This window comes from Stenotrophomonas sp. AN71, from assembly GCF_050435725.1.
GTDB lineage: Bacteria > Pseudomonadota > Gammaproteobacteria > Xanthomonadales > Xanthomonadaceae > Stenotrophomonas.
On the sequence record NZ_JBNDKU010000015.1, the window covers coordinates 45314 to 61646 of the forward strand.

At 66.7% G+C, this 16333-nt stretch carries 18 protein-coding genes; 4 read left to right on the forward strand and 14 right to left on the reverse strand.

The features are described from left to right. Positions 1 to 175 precede the first annotated feature (175 nt). Genes ABH900_RS18815 through surE form a run of 4 tightly spaced genes read right to left on the reverse strand, consistent with a single transcriptional unit; the run spans position 176 to position 3044 of the window. Complete coding sequence (locus ABH900_RS18815) at positions 176 to 961, reverse strand: peptidoglycan DD-metalloendopeptidase family protein (protein ID WP_429624647.1); 786 nt, start codon at positions 959 to 961, stop codon at positions 176 to 178. Beyond that, positions 958 to 1572, reverse strand: a complete 615-nt coding sequence (locus ABH900_RS18820) for a YqaA family protein (RefSeq protein ID WP_429624648.1) — start codon at positions 1570 to 1572, stop codon at positions 958 to 960. Before ABH900_RS18820 ends, ABH900_RS18815 begins: the two co-directional genes overlap by 4 nt. A gap of 18 nt (positions 1573 to 1590) precedes the next feature. After that, on the reverse strand, positions 1591 to 2268 hold the full coding sequence (locus tag ABH900_RS18825) for a protein-L-isoaspartate(D-aspartate) O-methyltransferase (RefSeq protein ID WP_429624649.1): 678 nt from the start codon (positions 2266 to 2268) through the stop codon (positions 1591 to 1593). Next, entirely contained in the window at positions 2265 to 3044 is a 780-nt protein-coding gene (gene surE / locus ABH900_RS18830) for a 5'/3'-nucleotidase SurE (RefSeq protein ID WP_075674796.1), read from the reverse strand. The genes ABH900_RS18825 and surE overlap by 4 nt, the downstream gene beginning before the upstream one ends. Before the next feature lie 209 nt (positions 3045 to 3253). Between surE and ABH900_RS18835 the strand changes: the two genes are divergently transcribed. Beyond that, entirely contained in the window at positions 3254 to 3793 is a 540-nt protein-coding gene (locus tag ABH900_RS18835) for a Smr/MutS family protein (RefSeq protein ID WP_429624650.1), read from the forward strand. 70 nt (positions 3794 to 3863) lie between these two features. On the opposite strand, the gene truD is transcribed toward ABH900_RS18835, so the two are convergent. From truD to ABH900_RS18885, 10 genes are all read right to left on the reverse strand, one after another. Further along, positions 3864 to 4895 (reverse strand): tRNA pseudouridine(13) synthase TruD, encoded by a 1032-nt coding sequence (gene truD / locus ABH900_RS18840; protein ID WP_429624653.1) that lies wholly within the window; start codon positions 4893 to 4895, stop codon positions 3864 to 3866. Beyond that, the gene (ispF, locus tag ABH900_RS18845; protein ID WP_429624655.1) at positions 4892 to 5389 is read right to left on the reverse strand and encodes a 2-C-methyl-D-erythritol 2,4-cyclodiphosphate synthase; all 498 of its coding nucleotides are present in this window, start codon (positions 5387 to 5389) and stop codon (positions 4892 to 4894) included. The genes truD and ispF overlap by 4 nt, the downstream gene beginning before the upstream one ends. Before the next feature lie 34 nt (positions 5390 to 5423). Next, positions 5424 to 6122 carry a 2-C-methyl-D-erythritol 4-phosphate cytidylyltransferase gene (ispD, locus tag ABH900_RS18850; RefSeq protein ID WP_429624657.1) on the reverse strand — a complete coding sequence of 233 codons (699 nt, stop codon included), beginning with the start codon at positions 6120 to 6122 and terminating at the stop codon, positions 5424 to 5426. Continuing rightward, positions 6119 to 6472 carry a cell division protein FtsB gene (gene ftsB / locus ABH900_RS18855; RefSeq protein ID WP_429624659.1) on the reverse strand — a complete coding sequence of 118 codons (354 nt, stop codon included), beginning with the start codon at positions 6470 to 6472 and terminating at the stop codon, positions 6119 to 6121. The genes ispD and ftsB overlap by 4 nt, the downstream gene beginning before the upstream one ends. Before the next feature lie 4 nt (positions 6473 to 6476). Continuing rightward, positions 6477 to 7769, reverse strand: a complete 1293-nt coding sequence (gene eno / locus ABH900_RS18860; protein WP_429624661.1) for a phosphopyruvate hydratase — start codon at positions 7767 to 7769, stop codon at positions 6477 to 6479. A 97-nt stretch (positions 7770 to 7866) separates the two neighbouring features. Then, a complete protein-coding gene (locus ABH900_RS18865) occupies positions 7867 to 8196 on the reverse strand; it encodes a hypothetical protein (RefSeq protein WP_429624662.1) in 330 nt (109 codons plus the stop codon). Next, positions 8196 to 8543 carry a hypothetical protein gene (locus ABH900_RS18870; protein ID WP_429624664.1) on the reverse strand — a complete coding sequence of 116 codons (348 nt, stop codon included), beginning with the start codon at positions 8541 to 8543 and terminating at the stop codon, positions 8196 to 8198. The genes ABH900_RS18865 and ABH900_RS18870 overlap by 1 nt, the downstream gene beginning before the upstream one ends. Further along, a complete protein-coding gene (gene kdsA, locus ABH900_RS18875; protein WP_429624665.1) occupies positions 8540 to 9370 on the reverse strand; it encodes a 3-deoxy-8-phosphooctulonate synthase in 831 nt (276 codons plus the stop codon). The genes ABH900_RS18870 and kdsA overlap by 4 nt, the downstream gene beginning before the upstream one ends. 89 nt (positions 9371 to 9459) lie before the next feature. Continuing rightward, positions 9460 to 11124, reverse strand: coding sequence for a CTP synthase (locus ABH900_RS18880; protein WP_277779303.1), 1665 nt, complete (start codon positions 11122 to 11124; stop codon positions 9460 to 9462). 401 nt (positions 11125 to 11525) lie between these two features. After that, a complete protein-coding gene (locus ABH900_RS18885; RefSeq protein ID WP_429624667.1) occupies positions 11526 to 11759 on the reverse strand; it encodes a hypothetical protein in 234 nt (77 codons plus the stop codon). A 172-nt stretch (positions 11760 to 11931) separates the two neighbouring features. On the opposite strand from ABH900_RS18885, the gene parE reads away from it, so the two are divergent. From parE to ABH900_RS18900, 3 genes are all read left to right on the forward strand, one after another. Beyond that, positions 11932 to 13821 (forward strand): DNA topoisomerase IV subunit B, encoded by a 1890-nt coding sequence (gene parE / locus ABH900_RS18890; RefSeq protein ID WP_429624668.1) that lies wholly within the window; start codon positions 11932 to 11934, stop codon positions 13819 to 13821. 169 nt (positions 13822 to 13990) lie between these two features. Further along, the gene (locus ABH900_RS18895) at positions 13991 to 14569 is read left to right on the forward strand and encodes a GNAT family N-acetyltransferase (RefSeq protein WP_429624670.1); all 579 of its coding nucleotides are present in this window, start codon (positions 13991 to 13993) and stop codon (positions 14567 to 14569) included. A 109-nt stretch (positions 14570 to 14678) separates the two neighbouring features. Continuing rightward, positions 14679 to 16175 (forward strand): S10 family peptidase, encoded by a 1497-nt coding sequence (locus ABH900_RS18900; RefSeq protein WP_429624672.1) that lies wholly within the window; start codon positions 14679 to 14681, stop codon positions 16173 to 16175. Positions 16176 to 16333 lie beyond the last annotated feature (158 nt).

Below are 16333 nucleotides of genomic sequence, written 5' to 3' on the forward strand. Positions count from 1 at the left end.
CCGACGCTACCCGTATCCGCCTGCGCTAGCGCGCCGGCAGATACTGCTGCGGGTCGACCGGCTTGCCGTTGTAGCGGGTGAGCCGACGGCGTTTGCGGCCCATGGGCCGCGCCGTCGGCGAACGCCCGGCGCGCTGCGCAGGGCTGGGGATCCGCCCATACGGCGAATCCGCCTATCAGCGCGCCGGCAGATACTGCTGCGGGTCGACCGGCTTGCCGTTGTAGCGGATCTCGAAGTGGACCATGTCGCGGTTCGCACCGGTGCGGCCCATCTCGGCGATCTGATCACCGGCCTTCACGCTCTGGCCCTCGTTCACCAGGCGCTTGCGGTTGTGGCCGTAGGCCGACAGCCACTGGTCACTGTGCTTGATGATGATCAACTCGCCATAGCCGACCAGACCGGCACCGGAATACACCACCACGCCATTGGCGGTGGCTTTTACCGCCTGGCCGCTGGTGCCGGCAATGTCCACGCCCTGCTTGGTCGCGTCACCCGCCACGTAGCGGCCCACGATCGCGCCATCCGCCGGCCAGCGCCAGGCGATATTGCTCTTCACCGGTCCCACCGGCGCCGGGGCCGGCGTGGTGCTTCCACCGCTGCTGCCACCCGGACGCGGCGCGGTGACCACCGTGGTCGGCGCGCGACCACCGCCGGCACCCGCGGGGTACAAGCGGATCACCTGCCCGGGATGGATGGTCGAGGGATTGTCCAGGTTGTTCCAGGCAATCAGATCGGCCGGCGTGATGTCGTGGATGCGGGCCAGCGCATAGATGGTGTCTCCCTTGCGCACCACCACGGTCTGCCCAGGCTTGGGCACCGAGGTCTTCGGCGTGGTCACGCCACCACCGGCGCTGCCGCCACCCGGGCGGACCACGGTAGCGGTGCCGCAGGCGGCCAGGGTGGAAACCAGCAATGCCAGTGCGCCGATGCGCACTCCCTTGCTCAGACGATCAGGACTCATGCGAACTTCGACCTCCATACAAGCCAGGCAACCAGCACCACCACCAGCACGGTGGCGATCCAGCCCAGCGGTTCAATCCAGCGACGCAGTGCCGCTTCGGCACGCGCACCACCGATACGGATGACCGCGGCCAGCACGAACACGCGCTTGCCACGACCGATCAGCATGCTCAACAGGTATTGCGGCATCGGCACGCCGACGATACCCGAAGCCCACGTGAAGACCTTCATCGGGATGGGCATGAAGCCGCCCAGTACCAGGAAGGTGAACACCGCCCACGGCGACTCGACCATCTTCGCCTGTACGGTGGTGATGCCCTGTTCGATCGTCGGCAGCATGCCCAGCGCCTCGAACAGCGGCTTGATCGCCTCGAAGGCGTAATGACCCAGCGCGTAGCCAACCACCGCGCCGACCATTGAGCCGGCCAGGCTCAGCGTGGCGAACCACCAGCCACGCTTCGGCTGGGCCACGCACATCGGCGCCAGCATCACTTCCGGCATCACCGGAAAGATGATCGCCTCGAAGAAGCTCAACACCGTCAGGTAGGTCGGTGCGCGTTCGTGCGCCGCCCACTTCATCGCCCGCTCGTACAGCGGCCCGAAAATCTTCATGCAACCCTGCTCCGTGGATTAGTCCAGCATGCCAGACAGCAGCGGCACGAACGTGACCGGCGCCAGCACGCGTTGTTCGATGCTGCCGTCGGCGTTGCGGTCCAGCTGTACCAGCGACTGACCGCCAGGCCCACCGACCGGGGCCACCAGGCGCCCCCCTTCGGCCAGCTGCCCCACCAGTTCATCGACCAGCGCCGGCGCCGCAGCGGTGACCACGATGGCGTCGAACGGGCCGTGCTCGGCCCAGCCGGCGCGGCCGTCATCATGCTTGGTGCGGATGTTCATGCCCAGCGCACGGAAGCGCTTGCGCGCCTGGCGCAGCAGGTCGCCGATGCGCTCGACGGTATAGATCTCCAGGCCCAGCGCGCCCAGCACGGCAGCCTGGTAGCCGGAACCGGTGCCGACTTCCAGCACCTTCTTCGGCGACACCTGCAGCACCGCCTCGGTCATCCGCGCGACCACCCAGGGCTGCGAGATGGTCTGGCCGTGGCCGATCGGCAGGGCCGTGTCTTCGTAGGCGCGCGACGCCAGTGCTTCATCGATGAACAGATGGCGCGGCACCACACGGATCGCATTCAAGGTCGCCTCGTCGACGATGCCAGCTTCGCGCAGGCGATCGACCAGGCGGTCACGTACGCGCTGCGAGGTCATGCCGATGCCGACGGCTTCCGGCTGCAGGCGCAGGCGTGGGCTCATGCCGGCCGGTCCAGGGCGGCACTGAGGCCGCCGACCCAGCTGGCCACCTTCTCCAGTGCCTGGTAGCGGGTCAGGTCGACCTGGATCGGGGTGATCGAGATATGGCCGGTGCGCACCGCGTGGAAATCGGTGCCGGGGCCGGAATCCTGCTCACGGCCCGCCGGGCCGATCCAGTAGACCTCATTGCCGCGCGGGTCCTTCTGCGCGATGCAGCCTTCGGCACGATGGCGGTTGCCCAGGCGCGTGACTTCGAAGCCCTTGACCTCGCTCCACGGCAGGTCCGGCACGTTGACGTTGAGAATGGTGTCGGCCGGCAGCGGGTCGGCCTTGAGCCGGGCGACGATCTCGACCGCGGCACGCGCGGCGGTCTCGAAGTGCTTCGGGTCGTGGTTGCGGCTGACCAGCGAGACCGCCACCGCCGGCAGACCCAGGAAGCGACCTTCCATTGCCGCCGAGACGGTGCCGGAGTAGATCACGTCATCGCCGAGATTGGCCGCGTTGTTGATGCCGGACACGACAATGTCGGGTTCGAACTCAAGCAGCCCGGTCAGTGCCAGGTGCACGCAGTCGGTTGGCGTGCCGGCCACCGAAACGGTGTAGTGGTCGATGCGCTTGAGGCGGATCGGCAGGTCCAGGGTCAGCGAGTTGCTGGCGCCGGAGCGGTCGCGGTCGGGTGCGACCACCGTCACTTCGTGTCCGGCCTCGCGCAGAACGGAGGCAAGCATCCGGATGCCTGCGGCGTCGACACCATCGTCATTGCTGACCAGGATTCGCATCTTCGATTTAACCGCTTGATTTTCCAAGAATTCGATTCCGTCACCGTGCAGTGTGGGCGGGACCGTCGTGCTCCCCTGCGGAAGCCGTCGACCCTGCAAGGGCATCGTCTATTGTGCCGCATGCGAGCCGCAGGTCCTACCCTGTCTGCGGTCACGACCGACATCGAATCGTCATAGGCAGACCCGTGCCGGCGGTTTACCCTGTGCGCATGTCGCACCCTGAAGACGAAGATCCGGCCGCATTGTTCCGAGCGGCCATCGGCGAAGTGACGCCGCTGCGCAAGGACGCCGAGCCGGCACCCGCCGCGCCACGGCCGAAGCCGCGCGCGCGCATGGCCGAACGCGACGAGGCCGAGGCGGCCGGCGAGTTCGCCCGGTTGCTACGCGACGGTACGCCACTGGAGGCGGGCGATGTAGCCAGCTATCGGCGTGACAACCTGCCGCCGCGGCTGTTCCAGCGCCTCAAGCGTGGCCACTACTCGGTGCAGGACGAGCTGGACCTGCACGGCGCCACCGCGGCGCAGGCGGAAGTGCTGCTGCGCCAGTTCCTGCTGGACGCCCATGCACACGAATACGGCTGTGTGCGCATCATCCATGGCAAGGGCCTGCAGTCCGATGGTGGCGCGCCCGTGCTGAAGAACCGGGTCGATCGCCTGTTGCGGTTGCGCAACGACGTGCTCGCTTTCCACTCGGCACCGACCGGACAAGGCGGCACCGGCGCGGTACTGGTACTGCTGGCGCGTCGCTGAGAAAAGGGGACGGAGGGGATTAAGTCGTTTGTGGCACAAACGACTTAATCCCCTCCGTCCCCTTTTTCTATCAGGCCTGGGAGGCGTCTTCGACCGGGCCCAGCTCGTGCAGGACGGCCGTGGCATAACACCCGGGCGGCAGTGCGAACGACAGCTCCAGCACATCGTCAGCCAGCCACTGATGCTGCAGCAGTGCCGGGCGCAGGCGCAGCGCGCGGCGCTCGTGCTTCAGGCGGGCGTCTTCCAGGCCAGCACGCAGCGCCTTGGACTCATCGTCATCCAGCGCAGCCAATTCCAGCGCGCGTGCGGCCTCGGTACTGCGCAGCTCACCCTCCCCCCACAGCGGTGCACTGGGATGGATGTCGAAGCGCGCCAGGCGTTCGGCCAGCAGGTCGGTGTACGGCTCGGGGCCGAACACGCTGCGGCTGCCATCAAGCATCCACACTTCACCATCCAACGGCTGGTCCCAGCTGCCCTGCTCAACGCGCGCGGCCAGCACGCGGTTGAACAACGCCGAGCGTGCGGCCGACAGCAGCAGCGAACGCTGGTCCTTGCGCATGCGGCGACCACCAAACATCGCCAACGCCGCCGGCACGTTGCCGCCATCGCGGCCAAAACGCTGTTCGCCGAACCAGTTCGGCAGGCCGCGCACGGCGATCTGCTGCAGGCGCTCGCTGATCGCTGCAGCATCACCCTGTACGTCACGCAACACCAGCTTGAAGCGGTTGCCGGCCAACGCGCCACGCTGCAGCTTGCGGTTGTGCCAGGCAGCCTCCAGCACTTCGATCTCGTCACTGGCCAGTTCGGCCAGGTCCGGTGCGACGCGCTTGGGCAAGTGCACGCTGAAGCGCTGGGTGGTGACAGCATGTCGGTCTTTCATGCCCGCGTAGCTGACCGCCATCTCAGGCAGACCCGCCCATTTGGCCAACACCTTGGCCACGTGCACGGTGTTCGCGCCACGTTTGCGGATGTGCAGCAACAGGTGCTCACCTTCGCCACTGGCCTCGAACGCAGGCAGTTCATCGACCTGGAAGTCTTCCGGCGTGGTGCGGATGCGTGCGGCCAGCAACGGCGCGCCGAACGCGAGCGGCACCGGGATCATGCCGCCACCAGCAGCACGACCGCCTGCGCGGCGATGCCTTCACTACGCCCGGTGAAGCCCAGCTTCTCCGAGGTGGTGGCCTTGACGCTGACCGCGTCCAGCGGCAGTTGCAGCAGTCCACCGATGCGCTCGCGCATGGCCACTGCATGCGGGCCCACCTTCGGCCGCTCGCAGATGACCGTGATGTCGGTATTGCCGACGCGCCAGCCGCGCTCGCGCAGCAGGCTGTCGCAATGGCGCACGAAGTCGCTGCTGTCGGCGCCCTTCCAGCGATCGTCGCTGGGCGGGAAATGCTGGCCGATGTCACCCAGCGCAAGCGCGCCGAGCATCGCATCACACAAGGCATGCAGGATCACGTCGCCGTCGCTGTGCGCGAGCACGCCGCAGTTGTGCGGCACGCTCACGCCGCCAAGCATGATGTGGTCGCCTTCACCGAAGGCATGGACGTCGTAGCCCTGGCCGATGCGGACGGGCGGGAACGGTGCGGTGCTCATGGATGCAGCCCTTGCAGCAAGGCCGCGCGGGCGATCAGCCGGCGCGGCGGGAAAGTATGAATTCGAACCGGTCCAGATCGGCCGGGGTGGTGACCTTGAAGTTGTCCTCGCTGCCTTCCACCAGCAGCGGGCGCTGACCCTGGCGCTCCATGGCCATGGCCTCATCGGTGACGTCGACACCGGCGGCGGCGGCTTCGGACAGCGCGCGGACCAGCTGGTGGCGACGGAACAGCTGCGGGGTCAAGGCACGCCACAGGCGTTCACGCGGCTCGGTGCCATCGATGCCGCCATCGTCGCCCGCACGCTTGAGGGTGTCGCGCACGGGTGCAGCGAGGATCGCCCCGACCGGGTCGGCACGACCGACTTCGAGCAGACGGCCGAGATCGACCGACGACAGGTTCGGGCGTGCCGCGTCGTGGACCAGCACGAACTCGTCGGCACGCACCGTCTCCGGCAGCGCCTGCAGCCCGGCCAGCACCGAGGCGGCACGGGTGGCGCCACCCGTGCAGGTCAGCACCGGCTTGCCAGCCCATTCACTCCAACCCGGCCAGTCGGCATCCTGCTGCCCGATCACCACCATCGCCCCGGCCACGGCTGGATGCGCCAGCAGCGCATCCAGCGTGTGAGCGAGCAGGATCTGCCCGCCCGCCTGCAGGTACTGCTTGGGCAACGGTGCGCCGAAGCGAGCGCCACGGCCGGCGGCCGGAACCACCACCCAGATCGCCGCGCTCATGGCACGTCCGCCGGATGCTCACCCGCCTGCGCACCGGCACCGGCCACAGGCTGCACCGGACGGACCGGCGCATCCTCGACCACGCGGTAGAACTTCTCGCCGGGCTTGATCATGCCCAGCTCGCTGCGCGCACGTTCTTCGATGGCGGACTGGCCTTCCTTGAGGTCCTTCACTTCAGCCGCAAGCGCATCGTTGCGCTGCTGCAGACCCTCATTGTCCCGCTCCTGGTTGGCGACCTGGGCTTCGAGCATCATCACTTCACCCGAGTTACCCGGGCCGAACCAGAAGCGGTACTGCAGCCAGCCCAGCAGCAGGGCCAGCACCAGCAGCATCCAGCGCCAGTCGCGCATCGGTTCAGCGCTTCAACGAAACGAACGCGTCACGACCAGCGTAACGCGCGCCAGCGCCGAGAGCTTCCTCGATGCGCAGCAGCTGGTTGTACTTGGCCACACGATCGCTGCGGCACAGCGAGCCGGTCTTGATCTGGGTGGCGGTGGTGGCCACTGCGATGTCGGCGATGGTGGTGTCTTCGGTTTCGCCCGAGCGGTGCGAGACCACGGCAGCGTAGCCCGCACGATCGGCCATGGCGATCGCTTCGAGGGTTTCGCTGAGCGTGCCGATCTGGTTGACCTTGATCAGGATCGCATTGGCGGTGCCCGAGTCGATGCCTTCCTGGAAGATCTTCGGGTTGGTGACGAACAGGTCGTCACCGACCAGCTGCACCTTCTTGCCGATGCGGTCAGTCAGCAGCTTCCAGCCGGCCCAGTCGTTCTCGGCCAGGCCGTCTTCAATCGTGATGATCGGGTACTGCGCGGCCCAGTCGGCAAGGAAGTCGACGAACTGTTCGGAGGTCAGGCGCTTGTTCTCGCCGACCAGGTTGTACTTGCCGTTCTCGAAGAACTCGCTGGAGGCCACGTCCAGGCCCAGCAGCACGTCTTCACCGGCGGTGTAGCCCGCCTTGCCGATCGCTTCAAGGATGGTGTCGAGCGCTTCGACGTTGCTGCGGAAGTCCGGCGCGAAGCCGCCCTCGTCGCCAACCGCCGTGCTCAGGCCATGGCCCTTCAGCACCGACTTCAGCGAATGGAAGATCTCGGTGCCGGCACGCAGCGCTTCGGAGAACGAGGTGAAGCCGACCGGCAGCACCATGAACTCCTGGAAGTCGACGTTGTTGTCGGCGTGCGCGCCGCCGTTGATGATGTTCATCATCGGCACCGGCAGCGACGGGGTGGCGCCGGTCTTGCCGGCCAGGTACTGCCACAGCGCCTGCTTGTTCGATGCGGCAGCGGCGTGCGCGGCGGCCATCGAAACACCCAGCAGCGCATTGGCGCCCAGGCGGCCCTTGTTCTCGGTGCCGTCCAGATCGATCAGGCGACGGTCGAGGCCGGCCTGGTCGGTGGCTTCGAAACCCTTCAGCGCATTGGCAATGGTGGTGTTGACGTTGTCGACGGCCTTGCGCACGCCCTTGCCCAGGTAGCGGGTCTTGTCGCCATCACGCAGCTCCACCGCTTCCTTGGTGCCGGTCGAGGCGCCGGAAGGAACCGCGGCGCGACCGAACGAACCGTCCTCCAGGGTGACTTCGGCTTCCAGCGTGGGGTTGCCACGGCTGTCGAGGATTTCACGGGCATGGATGCTGCGGATCGTACTCATGGTCGGGCCGGTTACCTGTATGGAGAGGGGGCGACAAAAACGAATGCCGCGTGATTATCCCCGGCTGCCCGCCACTTGCCAAATGGCCTGTACGGCATCAGCCCCAGCTCGCCCCGATCACCATCAGCAGCAACGACGCCAGCAGGACCAGCAGGACACCGGCAATGGACGCGCACACGGGCCCGCGACGACGCCTCCAGGCCAACACGATCGCCACCAGGCTGCCCACGAAAGACAGCGCCAGCGTAACCAGCGCTGCCAGAATCCAGTACTGCATGGCCTGCATGCCGCGATTGCCATCGCCAGGCGAGCCGACGCTGGCGGCAAATGCCAGCACGGCGGCCACCAGGCCGCCCCAGGCAAGCGCCGACAACGCCAGCGCGATCGGGCCCCATGCCCAGCCGTGAGCGGGATTGTTCGTATTCATCAAAACAGGTCGTGCAGCAGGACGCCGAGCCACAGCGACAACAGGATGATCGCCAGCGCGGCACTTGCCTTGCCCCGGTTCAGGCGCCAGGCCAGTACCGCAGCGGCAAAGCCCCCGCAGGTGGCCAGCAGCTCCGCCGCCAGCAGCGCAAACAGATAGGGCTTCAGATTGATGGCGCTGCTGCCGTCACCGGGAGGGCGCATCGACGCCGCACCGACCAGCAACACCCCGAACAGCCCCACCCAGCACAGCACCGCCAGGCCCAGCGCGATCAGGCCCCATGGCCACTGCTTCCAGTGCCGGCGGCGACGCTGGGTCTCCAGCGCCACCCACGGGTCCAGACTCACGCGAAGCGCGAGAAGCCGTGCTTCTTGGTCACCGCGTCGAGCTCCATCAGGGTCTCGAGCAGCGCTTCCATCTGATCCAGCGGCCACGCGTTGGGGCCATCGGACAGCGCCTTGGACGGGTCCGGATGGGTCTCGGCGAACAGGCCGGAGATGCCCACCGCCACAGCGGCGCGGGCCAGCACCGGCACGTGTTCGCGCTGGCCGCCCGAACTGGTGCCCTGCCCGCCTGGCAGCTGCACCGAGTGGGTGGCATCGAACACCACCGGGCAACCGGTATCGCGCATCACCGCCAGCGAGCGCATGTCGCTGACCAGGTTGTTGTAGCCGAAGCTGGCACCGCGCTCGCAGACCATGATCTGCTCGTTGCCGGTGGACTTGGCCTTCTCCACCACCGGCTTCATGTCCCACGGCGCCAGGAACTGGCCCTTCTTGATGTTGACCGGCTTGCCGGCCGAGCACACCTTGCGGATGAAGTCAGTCTGACGGACCAGGAACGCCGGGGTCTGCAGCACATCCACCACCGAGGCCACTTCGTCCATCGGGGTGTATTCGTGGACGTCGGTCAGCACCGGCACGCCGATCTGCTTCTTGACCTCGGCCAGGACCTTCAGGCCCTCTTCCAGGCCCGGGCCACGGAACGCGGTGCCCGAAGTGCGGTTGGCCTTGTCGAAGCTGGACTTGAAGATGAAGTTGACGCCGAGCTTGTCGGTGATCTCCTTCAGCTTGCCGGCGGTATCGAGCTGCAGCTGCATCGACTCGATCACGCAGGGGCCGGCGATCAGGAACAGGGGCTGATCCAGCCCGACCTCGAATCCACACAGTTTCATGGCGTTTCCTTGTTGTCCGCGGCACCGGCCGGGCCGGTGCGCTGGGGGTTGAAGCGTGCAAGATGGGGGCCGGCGGCCCCCATCACAAGTCAGGCGCGGGCTTCCTGCAGCAGCTTGCCACCGGCCTTGCGCTCGCGTGCGGCACGGATGAAACCGATGAACAGCGGATGGCCATCACGCGGCGTGGACAGGAATTCCGGGTGCGCCTGGCAGGCCAGGAACCACGGATGCGCATCGCGGGGCAGCTCGACCACTTCCACCAAGGTGTCGTCCATCGACTTGCCGGCAATCACCAGGCCTGCATCTTCCAGCTGGGTGCGGTAGCGGTTGTTGAACTCGTAGCGGTGGCGGTGGCGCTCGGCGACCACGTCCTTGCCGTACAGCTCACGGGCCAGCGTGCCCGGCTTCAGGCGTTGCTCCTGCAGGCCCAGGCGCATGGTGCCACCCAGGTCGCTCTTGTCATCGCGCTTCTCGACATCGCCGGTGGCGGTACGCCATTCGGTGATCAGGCCGATCACCGGGTTCGGCGACTGGCGATCGTTCTCGGTGCTGTTGGCGCCTTCCAGGCCGACCACGTTGCGGGCGTAGTCCACCACCGCCGCCTGCATGCCGTAGCAGATGCCGAAGTACGGCACCTGCTGTTCGCGGGCGAACTTCGAGGTCAGCACCTTGCCTTCGAAACCACGGTCACCGAAGCCACCCGGCACCAGGATGCCGTCGACATCGGCCAGCGCGGCCATGTCGGTGCCTTCCAGGTCCTGCGCTTCCAGCCACTTCAGGTTGACCTTGGTGCGTTGGCGCAGACCGCCGTGCTTGAGGGCTTCGCCGACCGACTTGTAGGCGTCCTGGTGGTCGACGTACTTGCCGACCACGGCGATGGTCACTTCGTCCAGCGGGTGCAGGGTCGCATCGACCGCGTCTTCCCACATCGACAGGTCCACCGGACCGACCTTGTCGGCCAGCTTCAACTGGTTGACCACGATCTCGTCCAGTCCCTGCGCGTGCAGGCCCGACGGGATGCGGTACAGCACGTCCACGTCCGGCACACTGATCACCGCACGCTCGGAGACATTGGTGAACTGCGCGATCTTGCGGCGCTCCGAATCCGGCACGGCCTGCTCGGAACGGCACAGCAGCACGTCCGGCTGGATGCCGATCGAGCGCAGCTCCTTCACCGAGTGCTGGGTCGGCTTGGTCTTCAGTTCACCGGCGGCGCCGATGTACGGCACCAGGGTGAGGTGCATGAACAGCGCCTTCTCCGGGCCGCGCTCGGTACGCACCTGGCGGATCGCCTCCAGGAACGGCAGCGACTCGATGTCGCCGACGGTGCCACCGATCTCGACCAGGGCCACGTCGTAGCCTTCGGTGGCTTCGTCGATGCAGCGACGGATCTCGTCGGTGATATGCGGAATGACCTGCACGGTCGCGCCCAGGTAGTCGCCACGGCGCTCCTTGCGGATCACGTTCTCGTAGATGCGGCCGGTGGTGACCGAGTTCTTGCGGCTCAGGCGGGTGCGCACGAAGCGCTCGTAGTGGCCCAGATCGAGGTCGGTCTCGGCGCCATCGTCGGTGACATAGACCTCACCGTGCTGGAACGGGCTCATGGTGCCCGGATCGACGTTGATGTACGGGTCGAGCTTCATCATCGTGACCTTCAGGCCACGGGCTTCGAGAATGGCGGCCAGTGACGCGGCGGCAATACCTTTGCCGAGCGAGGACACCACGCCGCCGGTTACGAAAATCAAGGGAGTCATGGCTGCAAGCATCCTGTCTGGAAATGGAAAACGGCAGCACCACGCGCACCCGGAGGGCGGGCATGGTGCTCAGAGGGGGTTTTCCGGTTCGCTGGGGCAGCGAGGGAGGTGCGGGTCCGTGCGGCGGCAGGCGCCGGACGGGGACCACCGTGCGAGGTCGGGGCGGCCGTGCCGGTCAAATCGACCGTCACCTGCGACCCGCATTGCTGGCGGCCACGCTTGGCCGTGCCAGCCCATTCGCAAAGGGTGGACACGCACTTACTCCCGGAAAGCCATAGTTTACAGATTGATGGCCGCCAACCCAAGGGGCTGAGGGCGGCATCGGCAAAAAGAAACGCCCCGCTGGGCGGGGCGTTCGAAGGTGAAACCCTTGTGGCAAGGGCCTCGGAGGAACGGAAGAGTTACTTCTTCTTCCGTGCCTCTTCTTCCTCTTCCTGCTGCGGCGCCGGCTGGCCACCGGCCTTCATTTCGGCATTGGCCTGCGCGCGGCGCTTGGCCTTGGCATCGGCCTCGGCCTGCGCCTTGTCGGCCTGGTCACCCTGCTGCGGAGCCGGCTGGCCGGCGTTCTGCGCCACCACCAGCGGCACTGCAACGGCGGCAGCGGCCAGGATTGCAATGGTCAGCAACTTCTTCATGGAGTCCTCCTCGCGGTATGGCTTGGACGTTTCGATCCAACTAGGGTCGCCGGCGTTCAGATTCCAGCGCCTGTCATTTTACCCCCTCCCCGCCGCCAAGGCTGAACCGCAGGCGTGCAAAATCCCGGTCCAGACCGCACACTTGCCCGTCGCTCCAAGCTTTAGAAGACAGATGAACGCCCGCTATAACGCTGCCGATATTGAAGTCCTGTCCGGCCTTGACCCGGTCAAGCGCCGTCCCGGCATGTATACCGACACCGCGCGCCCGAACCACCTGGCGCAGGAAGTGATCGACAACTCGGTGGACGAGGCCCTCGCCGGCCATGCCCGCTCGATCGAGATCACCCTGTACAAGGACGGCAGCGTGGAGGTCAGCGATGACGGCCGCGGCATGCCGGTGGACATCCATCCGGAAGAAAAGATTCCGGGCGTCGAACTGATCCTTACCCGCCTGCATGCGGGCGGCAAGTTCAACAACAACAACTACACCTTCTCCGGCGGCCTGCATGGCGTCGGCGTCAGCGTGGTCAATGCGCTGTCGACCCTGGTGGAAATCCACATCAAGCGCGAGGGTGCCGAACACCGCATCACCTTCCGCAACGGCGACCGCGCCTCGCCGCTGGAAGTGGTCGGCACCGTCGGCAAGAAGAACACCGGCACACGCCTGCGTTTCTGGCCGGACCCGAAGTACTTCGATACGCCCAAATTCGCCGTGCGTGCGCTCAAGCACCTGCTGCGCGCCAAGGCCGTGCTGTGCCCGGGCCTGACCGTCAAGCTGACCGACGAAGCCACCGGTGAAGTCGACACCTGGTATTACGAAGATGGTCTGCGCGATTACCTGAAGCTGGAACTGGGCGATCGCGAGATGCTGCCGGCCGAGCTGTTCGTCGGCAACCTGAAGAAAGACACCGAGATCGTGGACTGGGCCGTGGCCTGGCTGCCGGAAGGCGAGCTGGTACAGGAAAGCTACGTCAACCTGATTCCGACCGCGCAGCACGGCACCCACGCCAACGGCCTGCGCACCGGCCTCACCGAAGCGCTGCGCGAGTTCTGCGACTTCCGCAACCTGCTGCCGCGCGGCGTCAAGCTGGCCCCGGAAGATGTGTGGGACCGCGTGTCGTTCGTGCTGTCGCTGAAGATGACCGACCCGCAGTTCAGCGGCCAGACCAAGGAGCGCCTGTCCTCGCGCCAGGCCGCCGGCTTTGTCGAAGGCGCCGCCCACGATGCCTTCAGCCTGCTGCTGAACCAGAACGTGGAGCTGGGCGAGAAGATCGCGCAGATCGCCATCGAGCGTGCCAGTGCGCGCCTGAAGACCGAGAAGCTGGTCGTCCGCAAGAAAGTCACCCAGGGCCCGGCCCTGCCCGGCAAGCTGGCCGACTGCATCAGCCAGGACCTGTCGCGCACCGAGCTGTTCCTGGTGGAGGGTGACTCGGCAGGCGGCAGCGCCAAGCAGGCGCGCGACAAGGACTTCCAGGCGATCCTGCCGCTGCGCGGCAAGATCCTCAACACCTGGGAAGTCTCGTCCAACAGCGTGCTGGCCTCGGAAGAAGTACACAACCTGGCCATCGCCATCGGTTGTGATCCCGGCAAGGACGACATCAGCGGCCTGCGTTACGGCAAGGTCATCATCCTGGCCGACGCGGACTCCGACGGCCTGCATATCGCCACCTTGCTGACCGCGCTGTTCCTGAAGCATTTCCCGGCGCTGGTCGATGCCGGCCATGTGTTCGTGGCGATGCCGCCGTTGTTCCGCATCGACGTGGGCAAGCAGGTGTTCTACGCCCTGGATGAGGAAGAAAAGCGCTCGATGCTGGACAAGATCGAACGCGAAAAGATCAAGGGCGCGATCAACGTCACCCGCTTCAAGGGCCTGGGCGAGATGAACCCGCCACAGCTGCGTGAATCCACCATCCACCCGGATACCCGCCGCCTGGTGCAGCTGACCATCGACGATCGCGAGCAGACAAGTTCTTTGATGGACATGCTGCTGGCCAAGAAGCGCGCCTCCGACCGCAAGGGCTGGCTGGAGACAAAGGGCGATCTGGCCTCGCTGGAAGCCTGACCCGGACCGGGGTCGGATCCGTTTCCCCTCGGGAAACGGCTCTGACCCCATGCACACGGTAACGAAGTCGGCCCCCTTTCCTGCGGAAAGGGATCCGACCCCGGCCATCCGCCCCCATCGGCAAACCCGCCGGCGCCATAATGCGCGCCTACCCGCGCGGACCACTGCATTGCCCAGCCACTCGCTGCTGTTCCCCGGCCTGCCGTTGCACAGCCAGCGCCTGGTCCTGAGCCCGATCCGCCGCGACGATGCCACCGCGCTGTTCACGCTGCAGTCCGACCCGATGGTGATGCGCTGGTGGAACCATCCGGCCTGGACGCGACCGGCCGAAGCCCGCGAGCAGATCGACGACGACCTGGCGGCGCACGCCATCGGCACCCAGCTGAAGCTGGCGGTGCGTGAATCCCTGGACGGGCCGCTGCTGGGCATCTGCGTGGTGTTCGCGGTGGACCGTGATGCCGCGCGCGCCGAAATCGGCTACCTGCTTGCACCCGACCGCCAAGGCCAGGGTTACATGCACGAGGCGCTGCGGCAGGTCCTGGCCTACCTGTTCCGCACCCTGCGCCTGCACCGCGTGGAAGCGGAGATCGACCCGCGCAATGCACCCTCCGCGCATGTGCTCGAACGCCTGGGCTTTCATCGCGAGGGCGTACTGCGCCAGCGCTGGCGCATCCAGGGCGAATTGTCCGACTCTGCCGTGTATGGCCTTCTGGCCGACGACGACGCGGCGACCACCCTGCCCGCTTGACCTGATCTGGCCGCAACGGGCCGCAGCGCGCGGGCATGTCTTTGGACACATCCGGCGCGGCCCCCACCGTCCTAGCATCGGAATCCCCTTCCGCTGCCGATCCGGTGCCATGAAGTCCCTGCTGCACACTGCCGCGCTCTGCGTCGGCCTGCTCGTCGCCCCTGCCAGCCTGCTGGCCGCGCCCGCCACCGACGCCACGCCCGATGCGAAGGATGACAAGACCGAAGCGGCACCGCTGCCGGCCGACGCGTCGGCCCGTCAGAGCATCCGTCTGGGCGGACGCACCCTCGACTACACCGCCAGCGTCGGCACCCTGCCGGTGCGCGATGCCAAGGGCAAGGTGATCGCCGATGTGGTGTTCACTGCCTACACGATGCCCGGCAAGGACCGACCGGTGACCTTCGCCCTCAACGGTGGCCCGGGCGCCTCCTCGGTGTACCTCAACCTGGGCGCGATCGGCCCGAAGGTGGTGACCTTCGGCTCCGAAGGTGACAGCGCCTCGGCGCCGGCCACCCTGCATGACAATCCCGGCACCTGGCTGGATTTCACCGACCTGGTATTCATCGATCCGGTCGGCACCGGCTTCAGCCGCGCACGGATCGGCGACGACGAGGCGAAGAAGCAGCTGTACAACCCCAGCGCCGACATCGAGTACCTGTCGCGCACGATCTACGACTGGCTGCTGCGCAACCAGCGCATGGCCTCGCGCAAGTACCTCACTGGCGAGAGCTACGGTGGCTACCGCGGCCCGCGCATCACTCACTTCCTGCAGACCCGGCTGGGCGTGGCGATGAACGGCCTGGTGCTGGTGTCGCCGTATCTGAGCCCGACCCTGGAAGACAACGCCGATGTCTCGCCGATGGCGTGGATGCAGACGCTGCCGTCAATCGCCGCAGCGCACCTGGAGCGCCAGGGCAAACTGACCGATGCGGCGATGCAGGAGGTGGTCGAGTACACCCGCGGCGACTACGCCACGGCACTGATGAAGGGCCGCAGCGCCCCACAGGCCACCGAGGCGATGCTGCGCCGGGTGGCCGCGCTGACCGGGCTGGATCCGCAGTTCGTGCGCCGCGCCGGTGGCCGCCTGGAAACCCAGGCCTACCTGCGTGAAGTGTTCCGCGACAAGGGCACGCTGGGCAGCCGCTACGATTCCAACGTGACCGCGTTCGACCCGTTCCCGAACGATCCAGAGCAGCGCGCCAATGATCCGCTGCTGGACAGCATCATCGCGCCGACCACCACGGCAATGGTCGATTTCGTCACCCGCGTGGTCGGCTGGAAGGTGGATGCGCGCTATCAAGCACTGAACTACGACGTGAACCGGTTGTGGGACCGCAATGGTGATCTGCGCCAGGGCGCGGTTACCCAGCTGCGCCAGGCCGTGGCGATCGATCCGCATCTTCAGGTATTGATCGCGCACGGCTGGAATGACCTGTCGTGCCCGTTCATGGGCTCGATCCTGACCGTGGACCAGATGCCGACGATGGGCAGCAACCCGGACCGGGTACAGGTCCGCAGCTATCCGGGCGGGCACATGTTCTACAGCCGGGCGGACAGCCAGGCGGCGTTCCGCAGGGATGTGCAGGCGCTGTTCCAGCGCAACTGAAGTGGGTTGCAGGCCGGGCCTGCGGCCCGGCACCCACTGAGGCCAAAGCAACGGCAACGGCTCAGTCCCTGGAGGGCGGCGGGATGGGATGGGTGCGCAGGACACGCCGTAAACCCATCCCTGGGGGCTCGATGGCGCCATCCATGGCGCCAACGGTC

Coding starts and splice junctions, on each gene's coding strand:
- ABH900_RS18815 (WP_429624647.1), bottom strand. CDS start 961: ATGAGTCCTGATCGTCTGAGCAAGGGAGTGCGCATCGGCGCACTGGCA.
- ABH900_RS18820 (WP_429624648.1), bottom strand. CDS start 1,572: ATGAAGATTTTCGGGCCGCTGTACGAGCGGGCGATGAAGTGGGCGGCG.
- ABH900_RS18825 (WP_429624649.1), bottom strand. CDS start 2,268: ATGAGCCCACGCCTGCGCCTGCAGCCGGAAGCCGTCGGCATCGGCATG.
- surE (WP_075674796.1), bottom strand. CDS start 3,044: ATGCGAATCCTGGTCAGCAATGACGATGGTGTCGACGCCGCAGGCATC.
- ABH900_RS18835 (WP_429624650.1), top strand. CDS start 3,254: ATGTCGCACCCTGAAGACGAAGATCCGGCCGCATTGTTCCGAGCGGCC.
- truD (WP_429624653.1), bottom strand. CDS start 4,895: ATGATCCCGGTGCCGCTCGCGTTCGGCGCGCCGTTGCTGGCCGCACGC.
- ispF (WP_429624655.1), bottom strand. CDS start 5,389: ATGAGCACCGCACCGTTCCCGCCCGTCCGCATCGGCCAGGGCTACGAC.
- ispD (WP_429624657.1), bottom strand. CDS start 6,122: ATGAGCGCGGCGATCTGGGTGGTGGTTCCGGCCGCCGGCCGTGGCGCT.
- ftsB (WP_429624659.1), bottom strand. CDS start 6,472: ATGCGCGACTGGCGCTGGATGCTGCTGGTGCTGGCCCTGCTGCTGGGC.
- eno (WP_429624661.1), bottom strand. CDS start 7,769: ATGAGTACGATCCGCAGCATCCATGCCCGTGAAATCCTCGACAGCCGT.
- ABH900_RS18865 (WP_429624662.1), bottom strand. CDS start 8,196: ATGAATACGAACAATCCCGCTCACGGCTGGGCATGGGGCCCGATCGCG.
- kdsA (WP_429624665.1), bottom strand. CDS start 9,370: ATGAAACTGTGTGGATTCGAGGTCGGGCTGGATCAGCCCCTGTTCCTG.
- ABH900_RS18880 (WP_277779303.1), bottom strand. CDS start 11,124: ATGACTCCCTTGATTTTCGTAACCGGCGGCGTGGTGTCCTCGCTCGGC.
- ABH900_RS18885 (WP_429624667.1), bottom strand. CDS start 11,759: ATGAAGAAGTTGCTGACCATTGCAATCCTGGCCGCTGCCGCCGTTGCA.
- parE (WP_429624668.1), top strand. CDS start 11,932: ATGAACGCCCGCTATAACGCTGCCGATATTGAAGTCCTGTCCGGCCTT.
- ABH900_RS18900 (WP_429624672.1), top strand. CDS start 14,679: ATGAAGTCCCTGCTGCACACTGCCGCGCTCTGCGTCGGCCTGCTCGTC.